The sequence below is a fragment of the Nitratireductor aquibiodomus NL21 = JCM 21793 genome, assembly GCF_000615975.1.
Lineage (GTDB): Bacteria > Pseudomonadota > Alphaproteobacteria > Rhizobiales > Rhizobiaceae > Nitratireductor > Nitratireductor aquibiodomus.
In genome coordinates this window covers 1-15,706 of sequence record NZ_BAMP01000096.1, presented here as the reverse complement: position 1 = coordinate 15,706, position 15,706 = coordinate 1, and the positions used below count along the sequence as shown (strand labels likewise).

14 protein-coding genes and 3 pseudogenes are annotated in these 15,706 nt (G+C 61.7%); 15 read left to right on the top strand and 2 right to left on the bottom strand.

The features are described 5' to 3' along the window. From JCM21793_RS19465 to JCM21793_RS19410, 14 genes and pseudogenes are all read left to right on the top strand, one after another. Positions 1-645: isoprenyl transferase (locus JCM21793_RS19465; RefSeq protein WP_025031433.1), on the top strand; the 645-nt coding region annotated here is incomplete at its 5' end. Then, a pseudogene (locus JCM21793_RS27125) lies at positions 642-1,498 on the top strand (phosphatidate cytidylyltransferase). The gene JCM21793_RS19465 and the pseudogene JCM21793_RS27125, both read left to right, overlap by 4 nt. Before the next feature lie 194 nt (positions 1,499-1,692). Beyond that, complete coding sequence (gene rseP / locus JCM21793_RS19455; protein WP_025031432.1) at positions 1,693-2,832, top strand: RIP metalloprotease RseP; 1,140 nt, start codon at positions 1,693-1,695, stop codon at positions 2,830-2,832. A gap of 215 nt (positions 2,833-3,047) precedes the next feature. Then, positions 3,048-5,428: pseudogene (bamA, locus tag JCM21793_RS27120) on the top strand (outer membrane protein assembly factor BamA). 65 nt (positions 5,429-5,493) lie between these two features. Further along, positions 5,494-6,555, top strand: a complete 1,062-nt coding sequence (gene lpxD / locus JCM21793_RS19445; protein WP_007006712.1) for a UDP-3-O-(3-hydroxymyristoyl)glucosamine N-acyltransferase — start codon at positions 5,494-5,496, stop codon at positions 6,553-6,555. Beyond that, on the top strand, positions 6,548-7,018 hold the full coding sequence (fabZ, locus tag JCM21793_RS19440) for a 3-hydroxyacyl-ACP dehydratase FabZ (RefSeq protein WP_025031431.1): 471 nt from the start codon (positions 6,548-6,550) through the stop codon (positions 7,016-7,018). Before lpxD ends, fabZ begins: the two co-directional genes overlap by 8 nt. A 10-nt stretch (positions 7,019-7,028) precedes the next feature. Beyond that, on the top strand, positions 7,029-7,859 hold the full coding sequence (gene lpxA, locus JCM21793_RS19435) for an acyl-ACP--UDP-N-acetylglucosamine O-acyltransferase (protein WP_025031430.1): 831 nt from the start codon (positions 7,029-7,031) through the stop codon (positions 7,857-7,859). Next, entirely contained in the window at positions 7,843-8,118 is a 276-nt protein-coding gene (locus JCM21793_RS31320; RefSeq protein ID WP_306306780.1) for a hypothetical protein, read from the top strand. Before lpxA ends, JCM21793_RS31320 begins: the two co-directional genes overlap by 17 nt. Positions 8,119-8,159: 41 nt before the next feature. Next, positions 8,160-8,312 carry a hypothetical protein gene (locus JCM21793_RS31315; protein WP_306306779.1) on the top strand — a complete coding sequence of 51 codons (153 nt, stop codon included), beginning with the start codon at positions 8,160-8,162 and terminating at the stop codon, positions 8,310-8,312. After that, positions 8,309-8,740: a UDP-2,3-diacylglucosamine diphosphatase LpxI domain-containing protein gene (gene lpxI / locus JCM21793_RS31310; RefSeq protein WP_306306778.1), complete on the top strand. Its 432-nt coding sequence runs from the start codon at positions 8,309-8,311 to the stop codon at positions 8,738-8,740. The genes JCM21793_RS31315 and lpxI overlap by 4 nt, the downstream gene beginning before the upstream one ends. Further along, entirely contained in the window at positions 8,730-9,905 is a 1,176-nt protein-coding gene (gene lpxB / locus JCM21793_RS19425; protein WP_025031429.1) for a lipid-A-disaccharide synthase, read from the top strand. Before lpxI ends, lpxB begins: the two co-directional genes overlap by 11 nt. Before the next feature lie 230 nt (positions 9,906-10,135). Then, on the top strand, positions 10,136-10,942 hold the full coding sequence (locus JCM21793_RS30630; RefSeq protein ID WP_244439895.1) for an MATE family efflux transporter: 807 nt from the start codon (positions 10,136-10,138) through the stop codon (positions 10,940-10,942). Between the two features lie 53 nt (positions 10,943-10,995). Next, complete coding sequence (locus JCM21793_RS30625; RefSeq protein WP_244439893.1) at positions 10,996-11,526, top strand: MATE family efflux transporter; 531 nt, start codon at positions 10,996-10,998, stop codon at positions 11,524-11,526. After that, positions 11,523-11,963, top strand: coding sequence for a glyoxalase superfamily protein (locus JCM21793_RS19410; protein WP_025031428.1), 441 nt, complete (start codon positions 11,523-11,525; stop codon positions 11,961-11,963). Before JCM21793_RS30625 ends, JCM21793_RS19410 begins: the two co-directional genes overlap by 4 nt. A 51-nt stretch (positions 11,964-12,014) precedes the next feature. On the opposite strand, the gene gltA is transcribed toward JCM21793_RS19410, so the two are convergent. Then, entirely contained in the window at positions 12,015-13,310 is a 1,296-nt protein-coding gene (gltA, locus tag JCM21793_RS19405) for a citrate synthase (protein ID WP_007006705.1), read from the bottom strand. Positions 13,311-13,505: 195 nt separating this feature from the next. Beyond that, positions 13,506-14,927: a glutamate--tRNA ligase gene (gene gltX / locus JCM21793_RS19400; RefSeq protein WP_025031427.1), complete on the bottom strand. Its 1,422-nt coding sequence runs from the start codon at positions 14,925-14,927 to the stop codon at positions 13,506-13,508. A 128-nt stretch (positions 14,928-15,055) separates the two neighbouring features. Here gltX and JCM21793_RS27105 point away from each other — a divergent pair. Continuing rightward, positions 15,056-15,706: pseudogene (locus tag JCM21793_RS27105) on the top strand (ComEC/Rec2 family competence protein); the annotation flags it as partial.

Genomic DNA, 15,706 nt, shown 5'->3' with positions numbered 1-15,706 from the left:
CGGGCCGGTCACCGTGCCGGCGTGGAGGCGCTGCGCAATGCCGTGCGTTCGGCTGGCGAACTGGGCATCAACTGGCTCACCGTCTACGCTTTTTCGTCTGAAAACTGGTCGCGGCCGCGATCCGAGGTTAACGACCTCATGGGGCTTTTGCGGCTGTTCATCCGACGCGACCTTGCCGAACTGCATCAGAATGGCGTTCGCGTCCGCATCATTGGCGACCGCGAAAACCTGGAGAACGACATCAGGTCGCTGTTGCTCGAGGCCGAGAACCTGACAGCGGAAAACACCAGCATGAACCTGGTGATCGCCTTCAACTACGGCGCGCGCGACGAGATATTGAGGGCGGCGAAGGCGCTGATGCACGACGTGCAGTCCGGTAGAATCGGAGCCGACGCAATCGATCTCGATTCGTTCGGCGGCTACCTCGATACGGCCGGCATCCCCGATCCCGATCTGATCATCCGCACGAGCGGCGAGCAGCGCCTGTCGAACTTTCTGCTCTGGCAGGCGGCCTATGCCGAGTTTGTTTTCCTGCCGTGCCACTGGCCGGATTTCGGCCGCGCCGATCTGGAAACAGCCATCGCCACCTTCAATGCCCGCGAGCGCCGCTTCGGCGGCGTCGGAGCGCGCGAAGCCGTCCTATGAGCGGGCGTGGGGAGGAGGGGGCGCCGTCACCCCGCCCGGGGCGCAGCAATCTGCAGTTGCGGATTGTCTCGGCGATCGTTCTGGGTCTCGTCGTTCTCTTGATCACCTATCTTGCGGGTTGCCGTTTCGTTTGATGTCGGCGGCCATGGCCAGTGCGATTTTCTATGAATGGTGCGCCATGCGCCCCGGTCCCGGCCCGCATACGGCTATTGCCGGCGCGTTGCTGGCCGGGGTCATGCTCGTGATGATTCTCGGCCAGCCCGCGACAATCCTGTTTCTTGTCCTTGCGGCTGCCCTCTTGGTGCTCGCCCTGCACGGCTGGATGTCCGGTGCCGGGCTGGGAACGGTTGCAGGTCTCGGCTATGCGGCCGCCCCCGCACTGGCGCTCGTGCATTTGCGCGCCGATGACCAGTCGGGACTGTTTGCGATCCTGTTTCTGTTCGCTGTGGTGTGGACCACCGATGTCATGGCCTATTTTACCGGACGTACTCTCGGCGGAGCGAAACTCGCGCCATCCATTTCCCCCGGAAAGACGTGGAGCGGCGCTGTCGGCGGCACGGTGTTCGCCGTTCTTGCCGGAGGAGCTTTTGCGTTTCATGAGAATGCGGTCCACGGCGTGCTGCTGATTGCCTTGATCGCGCTCGTGCTCGCCGTGATTTCTCAGATCGGCGATCTTTTCGAATCGGCCCTGAAACGGCGCAGCGGGGTGAAGGATTCCAGCAATCTCATCCCCGGTCATGGCGGCGTTATGGATCGCGTGGACGGGCTGATGGCGGCTGCACTTGCCCTCTATCTGCTGGCTGCTCTTCTCGGCGGGGCGGAATCCCCGGCTCACGCCCTTTTCAACTTTTGAGGAAACCGTAACCATTTGCCTTGGATCGGCCGCGATGGCATGGAGTGTGGGGAAGTCGGGATTCGGGAGGCTCTTCTGCGGCGCGCGACCGTGTTAACCGGCAACTTATTGGAACAATGCTGCAGACCTTCTGAGAGTCGTGAAGACTTTCCAGATTCATGCGCTGAAGCACACTGTGATCGAATGAGAACGACGTGACCGATTTTCTTGCCTCCATCTTCAGCACGAACGGCCTGCTGGTCGGGACGATCATCCCGTTCCTGTTCGTTCTGACCGTGGTCGTCTTCGTTCATGAGATGGGACACTATCTCGTCGGTCGCTGGTGCGGCATTGGTGTGAAGGCGTTTTCGATCGGTTTCGGGCCCGAGCTTTTCGGTTTCAATGACAGGCACGGTACGCGCTGGAAACTGTCGGCCATACCGCTTGGCGGTTATGTGAAGTTTACCGGCGATATGTCGGTCACCAGCACGCCCGACAACGAATCAACCGGGCATCTGTCGCCGGAAGAGCTGCGGGTCGCCTTCCACACCCAGCCGGTGTGGAAGCGCGCGGCAACCGTGTTTGCTGGTCCGTTCTTCAATTTTCTTCTGACCATTACCGTATTCGCGGTCATGTTTGCGGGTTTCGGCCGGTATGTCATGGAGCCGATGGTCGCCGAAGTGCGCCCGGACACTCCCGCCGCCGTTGCCGGCTTCCAGCCGGGGGACCGGTTTGTTTCGGTCGACGGAAGCCAGGTTCGCACCTTCGGCGATGTCCAGCGTATCGTTTCTGGCCGCGCGGGCGACGAACTGTCCTTCGTTGTCCGAAGGGGCGATGAGGAGTTGACCCTGACGGCGACGCCGGATCTCCTCGAACAGAAGGATGCCTTGGGAAACACGGTGAAGATCGGCATTATCGGCGTCGTCAACGATCAGGAGACGGGACAGCCGCGCCTGATCGAATTCGGGCCGGTGGAGGCGCTTGGCGAGGCGGTGCGTGAAACCGGCTATGTGATTTACCGCACCGGCCAGTTTCTCAAGCGTTTCGTTGCCGGCCGGGAAGATCGCTGCCAGCTCGGCGGCCCGGTCAAGATTGCAGACATGGCCGGAAAGGCCGCGCAACTCGGGTTCGAATGGCTGGTGCAACTTGTTGCATTATTGTCAGTCGGGATAGGCGTTCTTAATCTTTTGCCCATTCCCCCCCTTGATGGCGGGCATCTGGTGTTCTACGCCATAGAAGCTGTGATGCGCCGTCCCGTGTCCGAGAGGGTCATGGACGCGGTTTACCGTGTTGGTCTGTTCGCCGTTCTCGCATTCATGGGGTTTGTTTTTTGGAACGACCTGTTTGGGTGCTAGGGAGGCTCGGGAAGGCAAAATGTGTAAAAATTGAGACGATATTTACCATGGCTTCGATTTTGGCGTGATGCGAATGCCACTAAGCGGTGGTTCGTAAACGCAAATTAACCAGAAGGCTTGCGTGTAGGGAAAATCTGGCTATTAGGTTAGCTGCTTTGCAGGATTGTTCCTATTTCTCGCTGCGGGGACAAAGAGAATAGAGGTTTTCAGGCCCAATGAAGGCATCTTCGAGCTTTAAGAACGCCGTTTCGGCAGTGGCCCTTTCGGCGGGGTTGGCGATGACGGGGACGATCGCCGTTGAGCTGGCCGCAATGGAGGTGGCGCATGCTGCCACGGTCAGCCGAATCGAGGTGCGTGGAAACCGTCGCGTCGACGCGGAAACCATTCGCAACTATATCAGCATCCGTCCGGGGCGTTCGTTCTCGCAGGATGATGTGAACGATGCGGTGAAGCGCCTGTTCGCCACCGGTCTGTTCGCCGACGTGTCGATCAATCAGTCCGGCGGCACGCTGATCGTTACGGTCGAGGAGTATTCGATCGTCAATCAGGTGATTTTCCAGGGCAACAAGAAGATCAAGGACGCTAACCTGGCGCGCGCCGTCCAGCTGCAGCCACGCAAATCCTTCTCCAATCAGGCGCTTCAGGCTGACGAAGAGACCATTCGTGAGGCCTATCGGCGCATCGGTCGTGATGACGCGACCGTCAGCAGCCGTACGCAGGAACTCGAGGATGGCCGCGTCAATGTCATCTTCGAGGTGCAGGAAGGCGGCCGTACGAAGATCGCGGCAGTCAACTTCGTCGGCAACAACGCATTCCGTGATGGCCGTCTGAAGGACGTGATTTCGACGAAGCAGTCGAATTTCCTTTCCTTCCTGCTGCGCAACGACATCTACGACGACAACCGTCTGCGTGCAGACGAAGAGACCCTGCGTCGCTTCTACTACAATCGTGGCTATGCCGATTTCCGCGTCATTTCCGCGACTGCCGATCTCGACGAGACCGAGAACGCCTACACACTCACCTTCACGGTGGAAGAGGGCGAGCGCTATCGCTTTGGCAATATCGACGTTGAAAGCACGATTTCCGGCATCGACCCGGAGACCCTTCGCTCGCAGATCGAAACCCGTCAGGGCAGCGTCTACAGCGCGAAGAATGTCGAAGATTCCATCATTGCCCTGACAGAGCACGTCGCCGGCATGGGCTATGCCTTCGCGCAGGTCACGCCGCGCGGCAACCGCAATTTCGAAACCCGCGAGATCGATGTCGTCTATTCGATCGACGAGGGACCGCGCGCCTATATCCAGCGCATCGAAATCCGCGGAAACCAGCGCACCCGCGACTATGTGATCCGCCGCGAATTCGACCTGAGCGAGGGCGATGCCTTCAACCAGGTGCTGGTGCAGCGTGCCAAGCGTCGCCTTGAAGCGCTCAACTTCTTCCAGACGGTCAACATCTCGACCGTGCCGGGATCGCAGCCCGATCAGGTTGTCCTGGTGGTTGATGTGGTCGAGAAGTCGACGGGTGAATTCTCCATCGGCGCCGGTTATTCGACCAGCGGCGGTGTCGACAGCAGCGGTGGCTTCTCCGTGGAAGGCTCCGTCACGGAGCGCAACTTCCTTGGTCGCGGTCAGTATGTCCGCGTTGCTGCCGGCGGCGGCAAGAACTCGCGCGATTACTCGTTCTCGTTCACCGAGCCATATTTCCTTGGTCGCCGCATCTCTGCAGGTTTCGACGTCTATCGCCGCACCCGCAAGTTCGACGACAAGTATGAGCGCGACACGACGGGTGCGACGGTCCGCTTCGGCCTGCCGATCACCGAAGCGCTGTCAACGCAGCTCGCCTACAACCTCTCCCAGGAGGAATATACAGGCATTGGCAACTGCGCGAACCTGAACGACGGGAATCCCGCCAACGACGCCAATTGTAACCTCGCTCCGGCGCTCGTCGAAGCGATCGGTCAGGAGAAGTGGATCAAGTCGTCGGTCAGCGGTTCGCTGATCTACAACACGATCGACGACATGAAGAATCCGCATTCGGGTCTTTATGCGAACCTGACGCTTGAGGTCGCCGGTCTTGGTGGCGATGCCAAGTTCATCAAGGCCACCGCGCGCAGCACCTATTACCACACGCTGTCGGAAGAGCTTGATCTGGTCGGCCTGTTCACGGTCGGCGCCGGTCACATTCAGGCGCTTGATGGCGATCTCCGCGTGTTCGATCATTTCTCGAGCAGCGATCGCATCATTCGCGGCTTTGATTACAACGGCATCGGCCCGTATCAGAATTCGACGGGTGGTGGCATCGATCACATCGGCGGCAAGACCTATTTCAACGCTTCCGCCGAAGCCCAGTTCCCGTTCCCGATCCTGCCCGAGAGCTTCGGCCTTCGCGGCGCGGTCTTCGCCGACGCCGCCACGCTCTACGGCAGCGACGTTGCCGGCGCGATCGGAACCGATCTGCAGTGGCGCGCCTCCGTGGGCGCCGGCCTGATCTGGCTTCGCCCTTCGGTCCGCTGCGTGTTGACTATGCTTACCCCGTCCTGAAGGAAGAGACGGACGACGTGGAGCATTTCAACTTCGGTATTTCGACACGCTTCTAGCCGTTGCGTGTTGCTGGAGCAGTTCCGTTTAGCCCGGGCCCTGTGGGCCCGGGCGAAAGGTTTCCATGAAGGACCCTGATTTTTTTCCTCCCGCACGCCGCATCACGGCAGGCGAGGTTGCCTCGCTGACGGGAGCTGAGCTTGTTCGCCCCGAGCTCGCAGAGGTCGTGATCGAGGGTGTTGCCGCCGCGTCCGAGGGCGGGGCAGGCATGCTCGTTTTCATCGAGGGCAAACGCAATGCCGAGCTCGTTCGAAACACGACGGCCGCCGCTGTCCTGTGCAAGCGCGAGGCGGCAGGCCATTGCCCCGATACTGTCGCGGTTCTGATCGTCGACAAACCTCAGGTCGCATTCGCCGAGATCACACGGCTTCTCTTTCCTCAGGCCATGAGCCCCGGATCGATGACCGGCGAGACCGGGATATCCGCCCGAGCGAGCGTGGCGGCCGATGCGGTTCTTGAGGATGGTGTGATTGTGGAGCCCGGCGCCGTCATCGGCGCGGGCGTCATGATCGGACGCGGCACGACCATCGCGCCCAATGCCGTGGTCGGTGCATTCACCCGGATTGGCCGGGACAGCTATGTCGGCCCCGGGGCCTCGGTTCAGTGCGCCATGATCGGTGATCGCGTCATCCTCCATGCCGGCGTGCGGATCGGCCAGGACGGTTTCGGCTATCTGCCGGGCGCAAGGGGACTGGAAAAACTGCCGCAGATCGGCCGGGTCGTCATTCAGGACGATGTCGAGATCGGCGCCAACACCACCGTTGATCGCGGCGCGCTCGTGGATACGGTCATCGGGCAGGGCACGAAGATCGATAACCTGGTCCAGGTGGCGCACAATGTCCGCATCGGCCGTAGCTGCGTCATTGCCGGAAATTGCGGCCTTTCGGGCTCTGTGACGCTCGGCGATTTCGTCATGCTGGGCGGCCGCGTCGGTATAGCCGATCACATCAATATCGGCACCGGTGCGCAGCTTGCTGCGTCGAGCGGCGTCATGAACGACGTGCCGGCAGGCGAGCGCTGGGCCGGTTCCCCCGCCCAGCCGATACGCGAGGCGTTTCGTGAGCTGGCTGCCTTGCGGGGGCTGGTAGACGGGAAGAGGAAGAAAATGAGGGACGGGGATGAGTGACACCGGTTCGACCACGCTTGAAAGCCTGGACATCATGGATCTGATGCGGCTGCTTCCGCATCGTTACCCGTTCCTTCTGGTCGACAGGATTGTCGAGATCGACGGTGACCGTTCGGCCATCGGCATCAAGAATGTCACGATGAACGAGCCTCATTTCACGGGGCACTTTCCGGCGCAGCCGGTCATGCCGGGGGTTCTGATCGTCGAGGCAATGGCGCAGACCGCCGGTGCGATCTGTATCAACAATGCCGGCGACGAAACCCCTTCGCTCGTTTATTTCATGACCATCGACAATGCCAAGTTCCGCAAGCCCGTCGTGCCCGGCGACCGTCTCGAAATCCACGTGACCAAGGTCAAACAGCGCGGCAGCATCTGGAAGTTCGATTGCGTCGCAAAGGTGGATGACACCAAGGTTGCCGAGGCGGTCATCTCGGCGATGATGTCTGTTGAACAGGCGAACTGACGGGAACTTTATGGCGCGCGAGACTGTCATTCACCCTTCGGCCGTTATCGAGCCCGGTGCCGAACTGGGCGAAGGGGTTCGTATCGGCCCGTTTTGCCATGTGTCTTCGGGCGCCAGGCTTCATGACGACGTGGAACTGATCGGCCATGTGACGATCATGGGCGACACGACGCTGGGCGAGGCCTGCCAGGTCTACCCGCAGGCCGTTCTCGGCGCTCCGCCGCAGAACTTCAAGCACAAGGGCGGCAAGAGCACGCTCGATGTCGGCGCCCATTGCGTGATACGCGAGGGCGTGACCTTTCACGCGGGAACGGACACAAGCCGCGGCAGGACGGCGGTCGGCTCGCACGGCCTTTTCATGGCTTATTCGCATGTCGCGCATGACAGTGACGTCGGCAACCACGTGACCATGGCCAACTATGCCGGTCTCGGCGGGCATGCAGAGATCGGCGATCATGTGATCATTTCAGGCTATGCCGCCGTTCATCAGTTCGTACGCATTGGCCATCACGCTTTTCTGGGCGGATTTGCCGCCGTGGTGGGCGATGTCATCCCCTATGGCATGGCAGTGGGTGACCGGGCGCGCCTGCGCGGCCTCAACCTTGTCGGTCTGAAACGCTCGGGCATGCCGCGCGAGGACATTGCGGCCCTGCGCAGGGCATACAGGATGCTCTTTGCGGAAGGGGCATCGCTGGAAGAAAACGCCGTCGCTGTCCGGAACGCTTATCCCTCTTCGGAGCTGATCGGCGACATTGTCGCCTTCGTTTCCGGCAGGGACAAGCGCCACTTCACACTCCCGGCGCGTGGCAAAGGCGCGTCCGAGGATGATGACACAGCCTGAAAACCACCCGGTTCTGCCGCGCGATGCCCGAGTTGCGGTCGTCGCCGGCAGCGGAGCCCTGCCACGGGATGTGGTGCGCACGCTCGTCAAGGGCGGGCACAGGCCGCTCGTCGTTGCCATTGAAGGCGAGGCGGACTGGCTGGATGGCGAGAACGTCGCCGATTTCGATCTATGGCCGGCGCCGGCCGAGCGTCTGGGGCTGTTCCTGCCCAGGCTCAAGCGCGCAGGCGTGACCCATCTCGTGCTTGCCGGGGGGTAAGCCGCCGACCGCCGATCCTGAAGGTCCGGCTTGGATGGGATGTGTTCCGCGCTCTTCCCAAACTTCTGGCAGCCTATGCAAAGGGCGACGATGGTCTCCTGCGCGCGGTCATTGCGCATATCGAATCCAAAGGCATTCGCGTTCTGGGCGCGCACGAGATTGCACCGGAGCTTCTCGCGCCCGAAGGGTCATGACCCGCAGCGGGCCAAAGGCCTCCGACAGGAAAGACCTGGCCGCCGCCTATGAGGCAGCCCGCATGATCGGTGCGCTCGACATCGGTCAGGCCGCCATCGCCGTGGGCGGCCGTGCCGTGGCGCTGGAAGGCATTGAGGGAACTGCAGGGCTGCTGGAGCGGATGCGCGGCATGCGCAACCATGGGCGCCTTGCGGGAAAGGCGGGCGGGGCGCTGGTGAAGTGCGTCAAGCCGGATCAGGAGAAGCGCGCCGACATGCCGACCATAGGCCCCGATACGATACGGGCGGCATATGCCGCCGGGCTCGCCGGCGTCGGCGTCGAGGCCGGGCGTTCGCTGATCCTAGACTATGCGACCACGATCGGGCTGGCAGACGAGCATGGTCTGTTCGTGATCGGGCTCGATCCGGAGGCGCACGATGAGCGTTGAGCGCCGCCCTTTGAAGATTGCCATCATTGCCGGCGAGGAATCCGGGGACCTTCTGGGTGCAGACCTCATAGAGGCGCTCCGTCGGGAAAGCGGGTCGGACGTCGAGCTTCTGGGTGTTGGCGGGCGAGGGCTGATCGCACAGGGCCTGGAGTCTATCTTTGATGCCGAGGAGATTGCTCTGATGGGGATCAGCGCTATCGTGCGCGATCTGCCCCGACTGATACGCCGCATCGGCCAGACGGCAAAAGCCATTGCAGATGCAGGGCCCGACTGCCTGATCACCATCGATAGTCCTGAGTTCAGTCTCCGCGTCGCGAAGAAGGTGCGCGCGCTCGCGCCTTCCATCCCGATCATCCACTATGTCTGCCCAAGCGTCTGGGCATGGCGGCCGGGAAGGGCGCCCGCCATGCGCCCGCATGTCGACGAGGTGCTTTGTCTTCTGCCGTTCGAACCTGCCGAACTGGAACGGCTTGGCGGCCCGGCCGGCACCTTTGTCGGCCATCGTCTGGCAAGCGACCCGAACATCCTGGCTGCGGCGCAGGCGCATCTGTCTGGGGCGGCCAAAGCGCCTGACGAGCAGCGGTCCCTGCTTCTCCTGCCCGGATCGCGCCGGGGCGAGGTCTCGCGTCTTCTCCAGCCTTTTGGGGAAGCCGTGCGCCACCTTCATGAGGCGGGGCACGATTTCCGTGTGCTGATGCCCACCGTCCCGCACGTCTCCTCCATGATCGAGGCTGCGGTGAAGGACTGGCCCCAAAAGCCCGAGATCATCCTCGATCAAAAACGCAAATGGCAGGCGTTTGCCGAGGCCGATGCAGCACTGGCATGCTCCGGAACCGTCTCGCTGGAGCTGGCCCTGGCTCGGGTGCCGACCATTCTTTGCTACAAGACGGATTTCGCGGCGCGTGCGCTTATTCCATTGATCACCGTGTGGTCGGCGGCCCTGCCAAACCTGATTGCCGGCTGGCCGGTCGTGCCTGAGCATTTCAATCAATATGTCCGGCCGTCCTATCTGGCCCGCCAGATCACGACATTGTGGGACGACAAGCCGGGTCGGGCCGCGCAGATGGCCGGCTTCCAGGAGATCGCCGAAGCACTGGCCACCGCACGTCCGTCCGGTGAGATCGCTGCGCAGGTGGTTCTCCGGCATGTTTCAGGCGCCGCCTGAGATTTTGCAGGCTTTTCCGGCAACAGGCTCGCAAAGCACGCAGATCATTGACGTCGAGGCGGCTTCCGGCTAGAGAGCGGATCGGCTGCAGACGCCTGCCGTCCGCTGACATCATGTCACGGTGAAGTTCTGCCTCAGACCTTTTCAATCCTCCTCCACGCATGTCGCGCGGATGGCAATGCGGACCCCCGTCCTTTTCAGCGCGGCTCTGGCGACAGGAGAACGGGGATTTGTCTGAAAAGCCCATTAACGCATTCACCGAAGGTCTTCTCGGACCCATCTATGCGCGTACCGCGCTTCCGATCATCTTCGTGATGGGCATGAACGGACTACTCGCTGTCTGCGACGCGCTCTTTCTGGGGCATTTCGTCGGACCGGATGCGCTGGCCGCCGTCACGCTCATGTTTCCGCTTTACATGCTCGTCGTCGCACTGGCGACGCTTGTTTCAAGCGGCATGTCGAGCCTTCTGGCACGTCGTCTTGGCGCGGCCGAAACACAGGCGTCAGCCAGAGTGTTCGCCGGCGCACACGGCCTTGCGCTTCTGGTCAGCCTTCTTCTGATTCTGCTTTTCCTTCCGTTCGGACCGGCGATCTCCCTGCTTGTTGCCGGTGGCTCGCAGGAACTGGCGGAGATGGGGCTGATTTATCTGCGGATCACGGTCTTCTTTTCACCCCTTCTGTTCCTGCTGTCCGTCAACTCCGACGCATTGCGCAATGAGGGCCGCGTCAACCTGATGGCCGCGATGAGCCTGCTCGTCTCAATTGCCAATATCGGGTTCAACTACATGCTGATCGTCGGTCTCGGCATGGGGGTTGCCGGCTCTGCCTATGGAACCGCACTCGCCCAGGCGCTCGCATTCGCAGGCATTCTTGCCTTTCGTCTGCGGGGCCGGACGCAACTGCCTCTTTCAGTCCTTGTGCGCCACGGGCTGCATGGAGGCTGGGCACGCATCCTGGCACTCGGAGCGCCGCAGAGCCTGAATTTTATCGGCCTCGCACTGGGGGCGGCAACGATCCTTACAGCGCTTCAATGGTAGGGGCGCCGGGCTATGGGACCACCGTTTCGGCATACGGGATCATAACGAGGGTCATGACCTTCGCTTTCCTGCCGCTTCTTGGATTGAGCCATGCGATGCAGACGATCACGGGCAACAATTTCGGCGCAGACAGGCTGTTGCGTGTGAACAGGAGCCTGCAATTTGCTGTTGTCGTCGCCTTCGTCTACTGCCTTGCGCTTCAGGTTCTGATGGCCTGTTTCGCCTCTGCGATCGGGCGGGTCTTCGTCGGGGATCGAGCGGTCGTGGCCGAAGTGGCGCGCATCCTTCCCGTGATGACAGGTCTGTTCTTCGCCACTGGCCCGCTGATGATGATCGCAATGCATTTTCAGGCGATCGGTGATGCGGGTCGGGCGGCGCTGCTCGGTCTTTCGAAGCCATACCTCTTTGCGATCCCGTTCACCTTCTCGCTCGCGGCAGTTTTCGGCGAGGCCGGTATCTGGGTTGCCGGGCCGTCCGCTGAAGCGATGCTTTTCGTCCTTACCGTCATCGTGCTTTACCGCACGGCTCGGGGAAACAGGCTGGGATGGGGGCTTTTCCCGGCAGTGAGGGGAGAGCAGGCATGAATCCCGAACTGCCGACGATGGCAGAGGCAAAGGCGCTCGCAAAGCGCCTGCGTCAGCATCTGAAGGATCGCGGGCGCGTCGTATCGCATGCGCAGGCGCTCGAAACCATTGCGCACCAGCATGGATATCGCGACTGGAACACGCTTTGCGCGGCAATCGGGCAGAATGGGCCTGATGCATGGGCTCCCGGGCAGCGCGTGCAGGGAACCTATCTCTCGCGGCCGTTTGAGGGAACCCTGATCGCTTCGCAAAGGCTGCGCCCCGGCTGGTTTCGCGTTGTGATCGACCTGGACGAACCCGTGGACGTCGTCACGTTCGACAGCTTCTCCAACCACCGCAAACGCATTCGCGGAACTGTCGGTCCGGACGGGCATTCCCGCGAGCGGACATCCAACGGGCTGCCGCATCTCACGCTGGAAGCCAGAGCCGCTCCATAAAGAAAAAGCCCCGCCGAAAAACAGCGGGGCTTCGTCGCATCGTATAAGCGATCAGCGCTTGGCGATTGGCACGTAGTCGCGCTGCGTAGCGCCCGTATAGAGCTGGCGCGGGCGGCCGATCTTCTGCTTCGGATCCTCGATCATCTCTTTCCACTGGGCGATCCAGCCGACGGTGCGCGCGAGCGCGAAGAGCACCGTGAACATGGTGGTGGGGAAGCCCAGCGCCTTCAGCGTGATGCCGGAATAGAAATCAATGTTCGGATAGAGCTTCTTTTCGATGAAATACTCATCCGTCAGCGCAATGCGCTCCAGCTCCATGGCGATGTCGAGCTGTGGGTCGTCCTTGATGCCCAGTTCGCTTAACACCTCGTGGCAGGTCTTCTGCATGATCTTCGCGCGCGGATCGTAATTCTTGTAGACCCGGTGGCCGAAACCCATGAGACGGAAAGGATCGTTCTTGTCCTTGGCGCGGTCGATGAATTCGGGAATACGGTCGACGGAACCGATCTCGTCCAGCATGTTGAGCGCTGCCTCGTTGGCGCCGCCATGAGCCGGGCCCCAGAGACAGGCGATGCCGGCTGCGATGCAGGCGAACGGATTGGCACCGGAAGAACCGGCCAGACGCACCGTCGAGGTGGAGGCGTTCTGTTCATGATCGGCGTGCAGGATGAAGATGCGCTCCATTGCACGCGCCAGAACCGGGTTCACCTTGTACTCCTCGCACGGCACGGCAAAGCACATGTGCAGGAAGTTGGCGGCATAGCCGAGCTCGTTCTTGGGATAAACGAACGGCTGACCCACGTGATATTTGTAGGCCATGGCGGCAATGGTCGGCATCTTGGCGATCATGCGCAGGCTCGCCACCATGCGCTGATGCGGGTCGGAAATGTCGGTCGAGTCGTGGTAGAAGGCCGACATCGCGCCAACCACGCCGCACATGACGGCCATCGGATGCGCATCGCGGCGGAAACCGGTGAAGAAGCGGTTCATCTGTTCGTGCACCATGGTGTGGTGCGTCACGCGATAGTCAAAATCCTCTTTCTGCGCCTTGGTCGGCAGTTCGCCGTAGAGCAGCAGGTAGCAGGTCTCAAGGAAGTCGCCATGTTCGGCAAGCTGCTCGATCGGATAGCCGCGGTGCAGCAGAATTCCCTCGTCGCCGTCGATATAGGTGATCTTCGATTCGCAGCTTGCGGTCGAGGTAAAGCCCGGATCGTAGGTGAACATCCCGGTGTCTTTGTAGAGCGAGGTGATGTTGACGACATCCGGGCCCACGCTACCCTTCAAAACCTCAAATTCGTGCCCTTCTTCCTGGCCGCCAATTTCCAGCTTCGCAGTTGGTTTGGTCATCGCAATCACCTCTCACTTCAAGGAACTTGGCGCCAGAAAACTGTCGCCCAAATAAAAATGGCCGGCGGTCGAGCGCGCGAAATAGCTAACGCATTTCCCCGTGGTGCCAAGCGCGTGCAGCATCTGAATATTGCAGTGCAGCACGCTCTCGGTGATCGAACCCGCTCCGCCAGCCAGGTCCTTTGCGGGACGAAGCTAGGCAGCCTGATCGCGGATGCGCGCCAAACTCTCCTCTCGCCCAAGAACGGAGAGAACATCGAAGATGCCTGGCGATGTGGTGCGCCCGACGAGCGCTGCCCGCAAGGGTTGGGCAACTTTGCCAAGCTTGCGTTCGGTCTGTTCCGCGAAGACGCGGACAGCAGCTTCGATGTTCGCAAGGGTCCAATCGCCGACATTTTGCAATACGGGAAGAATTTCCGCAAGCAGCTGGCGTGCATTCTCGTCAAGCAGCTGCGCGGCTTTCTCGTCGATCGACAGCGGGCGCTTTGCGAAAAGAAAAGCCGCACTATCAACGAGTTCCACGAGAGTCTTGGCGCGCTCTTTCAAGCCGGGAAGGGCCTGTAAAAGCTGTTTTTTTCGCGTCTCGTCGAGTGCGTCGAGAAGCGCTTTCCCACCGTCGAGATAGGGCAGTGTGTCAACCAGCACGTCGAGCAGCTTCGCATCGTCCATCTGCCGCATATGCACGCCGTTGAGCGCTTCAAGCTTCTGGAAATCGAAACGCGCGGCGCCCTTGTTCACGTCAACGATGTCGAACCAGCGAATCATGTCCTCGTCGGACATGATCTCGTCATCTCCGTGGCTCCAGCCGAGCCGTGCCAGGTAGTTGCGCAGGGCGGAGGGAAGATATCCCATTTCCCGGTAGGCCTCGACGCCGAGCGCACCGTGGCGCTTGGAGAGTTTGGCCCCGTCTGGCCCATGAATAAGCGGGATATGGGCCATCACCGGCACCTCCCAGCCCATGGCCCTGTAGATCACCGTCTGGCGCGCGGCATTGGTCAGATGATCGTCGCCACGAATGATGTGCGTGACGCCCATGTCGTGATCGTCCACCACGACGGCATGCATGTAGGTCGGCGAACCGTCGGAGCGCAGGATGATGAAATCGTCGAGGTCCTTGTTGGGAAAGCGCACTGTGCCCTGCACCTGGTCCTCGACCACGGTTTCGCCCTCCCGGGGCGTCTTGATGCGGATCACCGGCTTGACGCCTTCGGGAGCCTCTGCAGGATCACGGTCGCGCCAGGTGCCGTCATAGCGGGGCGGGCGGCCTTCGGCGCGCGCCTTCTCTCGCATCGCTTCAAGCTCTTCCTGGGAACTGTAGCAGTAATAGGCCTCGCCCTTGGCGACCAGTTCCTCGGCGACCGCGCGATGCCGGTCCGCCCGCTCGAACTGCGAGACCGGTTCTCCGTCGCAGTTGAGCCCCAGCCAGGCAAGCCCGTCCAGAATGGCCGCCGTGGCCTCATCGGTCGAGCGCTGCCGGTCCGTGTCCTCGATGCGCAGCAGCATCTTTCCACCGGTGTGGCGCGCATAGAGCCAGTTGAAAAGGGCCGTGCGCGCACCGCCGATATGAAGGAATCCGGTGGGTGAGGGTGCAAAGCGCGTGACGACGGGTGTGGTCATAAATCTATCCCGGGAATTGGCGCGGTCTCACGATCCGCTGGGGTGTGTGATACCGCAGGTGGCCTTCGGTTGGCTGTCATGTAGCATAGAACGGTCCGGGCGCAAGCATTGCACGGGAGGCCAGGCCGATGGGGGGCAAACTGGCGATTGCGGAGAGCGACGAGCGGGCGCAGTTCGCGGTCGGCACGCAGACGCCGGAAGCTGAAGACGCAACGCAGGGCATCTTGGTGTCGCCGGCGCGCCCTGCGCATGCGCCGGTCCCAGCGCGAATCCATGGCCTCGTCGCTCCGCTCGGCAAGCGCCTGAATGCAGATATGCGTGCCGCGCTTTCGCGGGAAGCGGCAAGAGGCACCCTGTTCCTCTGGCTTCCTGTCCTGCTGGGCAGTGGCGCGCTCGCTTATTTCGCCCTGCCGGTCGAACCACCGGCCTATGCCATTGTCTGCGGTCTGCTCACGCTTGCCCTTGTGGCATTCCTGGCCGCGGGAAAGCCGCTGCTGCGTGGTGCCGTTCTTGCAGCCCTCATCGTTCTGCTGGGGCTCGCCTGCGCCAAAGTGGAGAGCTGGCGGACCGGCACGCCCATGCTCGGCGCCGACGTGACCACCCGGCTCACCGCCCGCGTCATCAGCATTGAGCATCGTGCGAATGGGCGTTTCCGCCTGACAGTGGATGTGGTGTCCACCAGACGCCCGCAATTGCGTTATGCACCAGCGCGGGCGCGCCTGTCGGCGCGCTCCATCCCGGCCGGGCTGAGGCCGGGTGACGGGATCGAGGGCCTCGTG

Excerpts from the sequence above, each read along its gene's own strand:
- lpxD (WP_007006712.1), top strand. The coding sequence starts at position 5,494 with ATGAAGGACCCTGATTTTTTTCCTCCCGCACGCCGCATCACGGCAGGC.
- fabZ (WP_025031431.1), top strand. The coding sequence starts at position 6,548 with ATGAGTGACACCGGTTCGACCACGCTTGAAAGCCTGGACATCATGGAT.
- lpxA (WP_025031430.1), top strand. The coding sequence starts at position 7,029 with ATGGCGCGCGAGACTGTCATTCACCCTTCGGCCGTTATCGAGCCCGGT.
- JCM21793_RS31320 (WP_306306780.1), top strand. The coding sequence starts at position 7,843 with ATGATGACACAGCCTGAAAACCACCCGGTTCTGCCGCGCGATGCCCGA.
- lpxI (WP_306306778.1), top strand. The coding sequence starts at position 8,309 with ATGACCCGCAGCGGGCCAAAGGCCTCCGACAGGAAAGACCTGGCCGCC.
- lpxB (WP_025031429.1), top strand. The coding sequence starts at position 8,730 with ATGAGCGTTGAGCGCCGCCCTTTGAAGATTGCCATCATTGCCGGCGAG.
- JCM21793_RS30625 (WP_244439893.1), top strand. The coding sequence starts at position 10,996 with ATGACCTTCGCTTTCCTGCCGCTTCTTGGATTGAGCCATGCGATGCAG.
- JCM21793_RS19410 (WP_025031428.1), top strand. The coding sequence starts at position 11,523 with ATGAATCCCGAACTGCCGACGATGGCAGAGGCAAAGGCGCTCGCAAAG.
- gltA (WP_007006705.1), bottom strand. The coding sequence starts at position 13,310 with ATGACCAAACCAACTGCGAAGCTGGAAATTGGCGGCCAGGAAGAAGGG.
- gltX (WP_025031427.1), bottom strand. The coding sequence starts at position 14,927 with ATGACCACACCCGTCGTCACGCGCTTTGCACCCTCACCCACCGGATTC.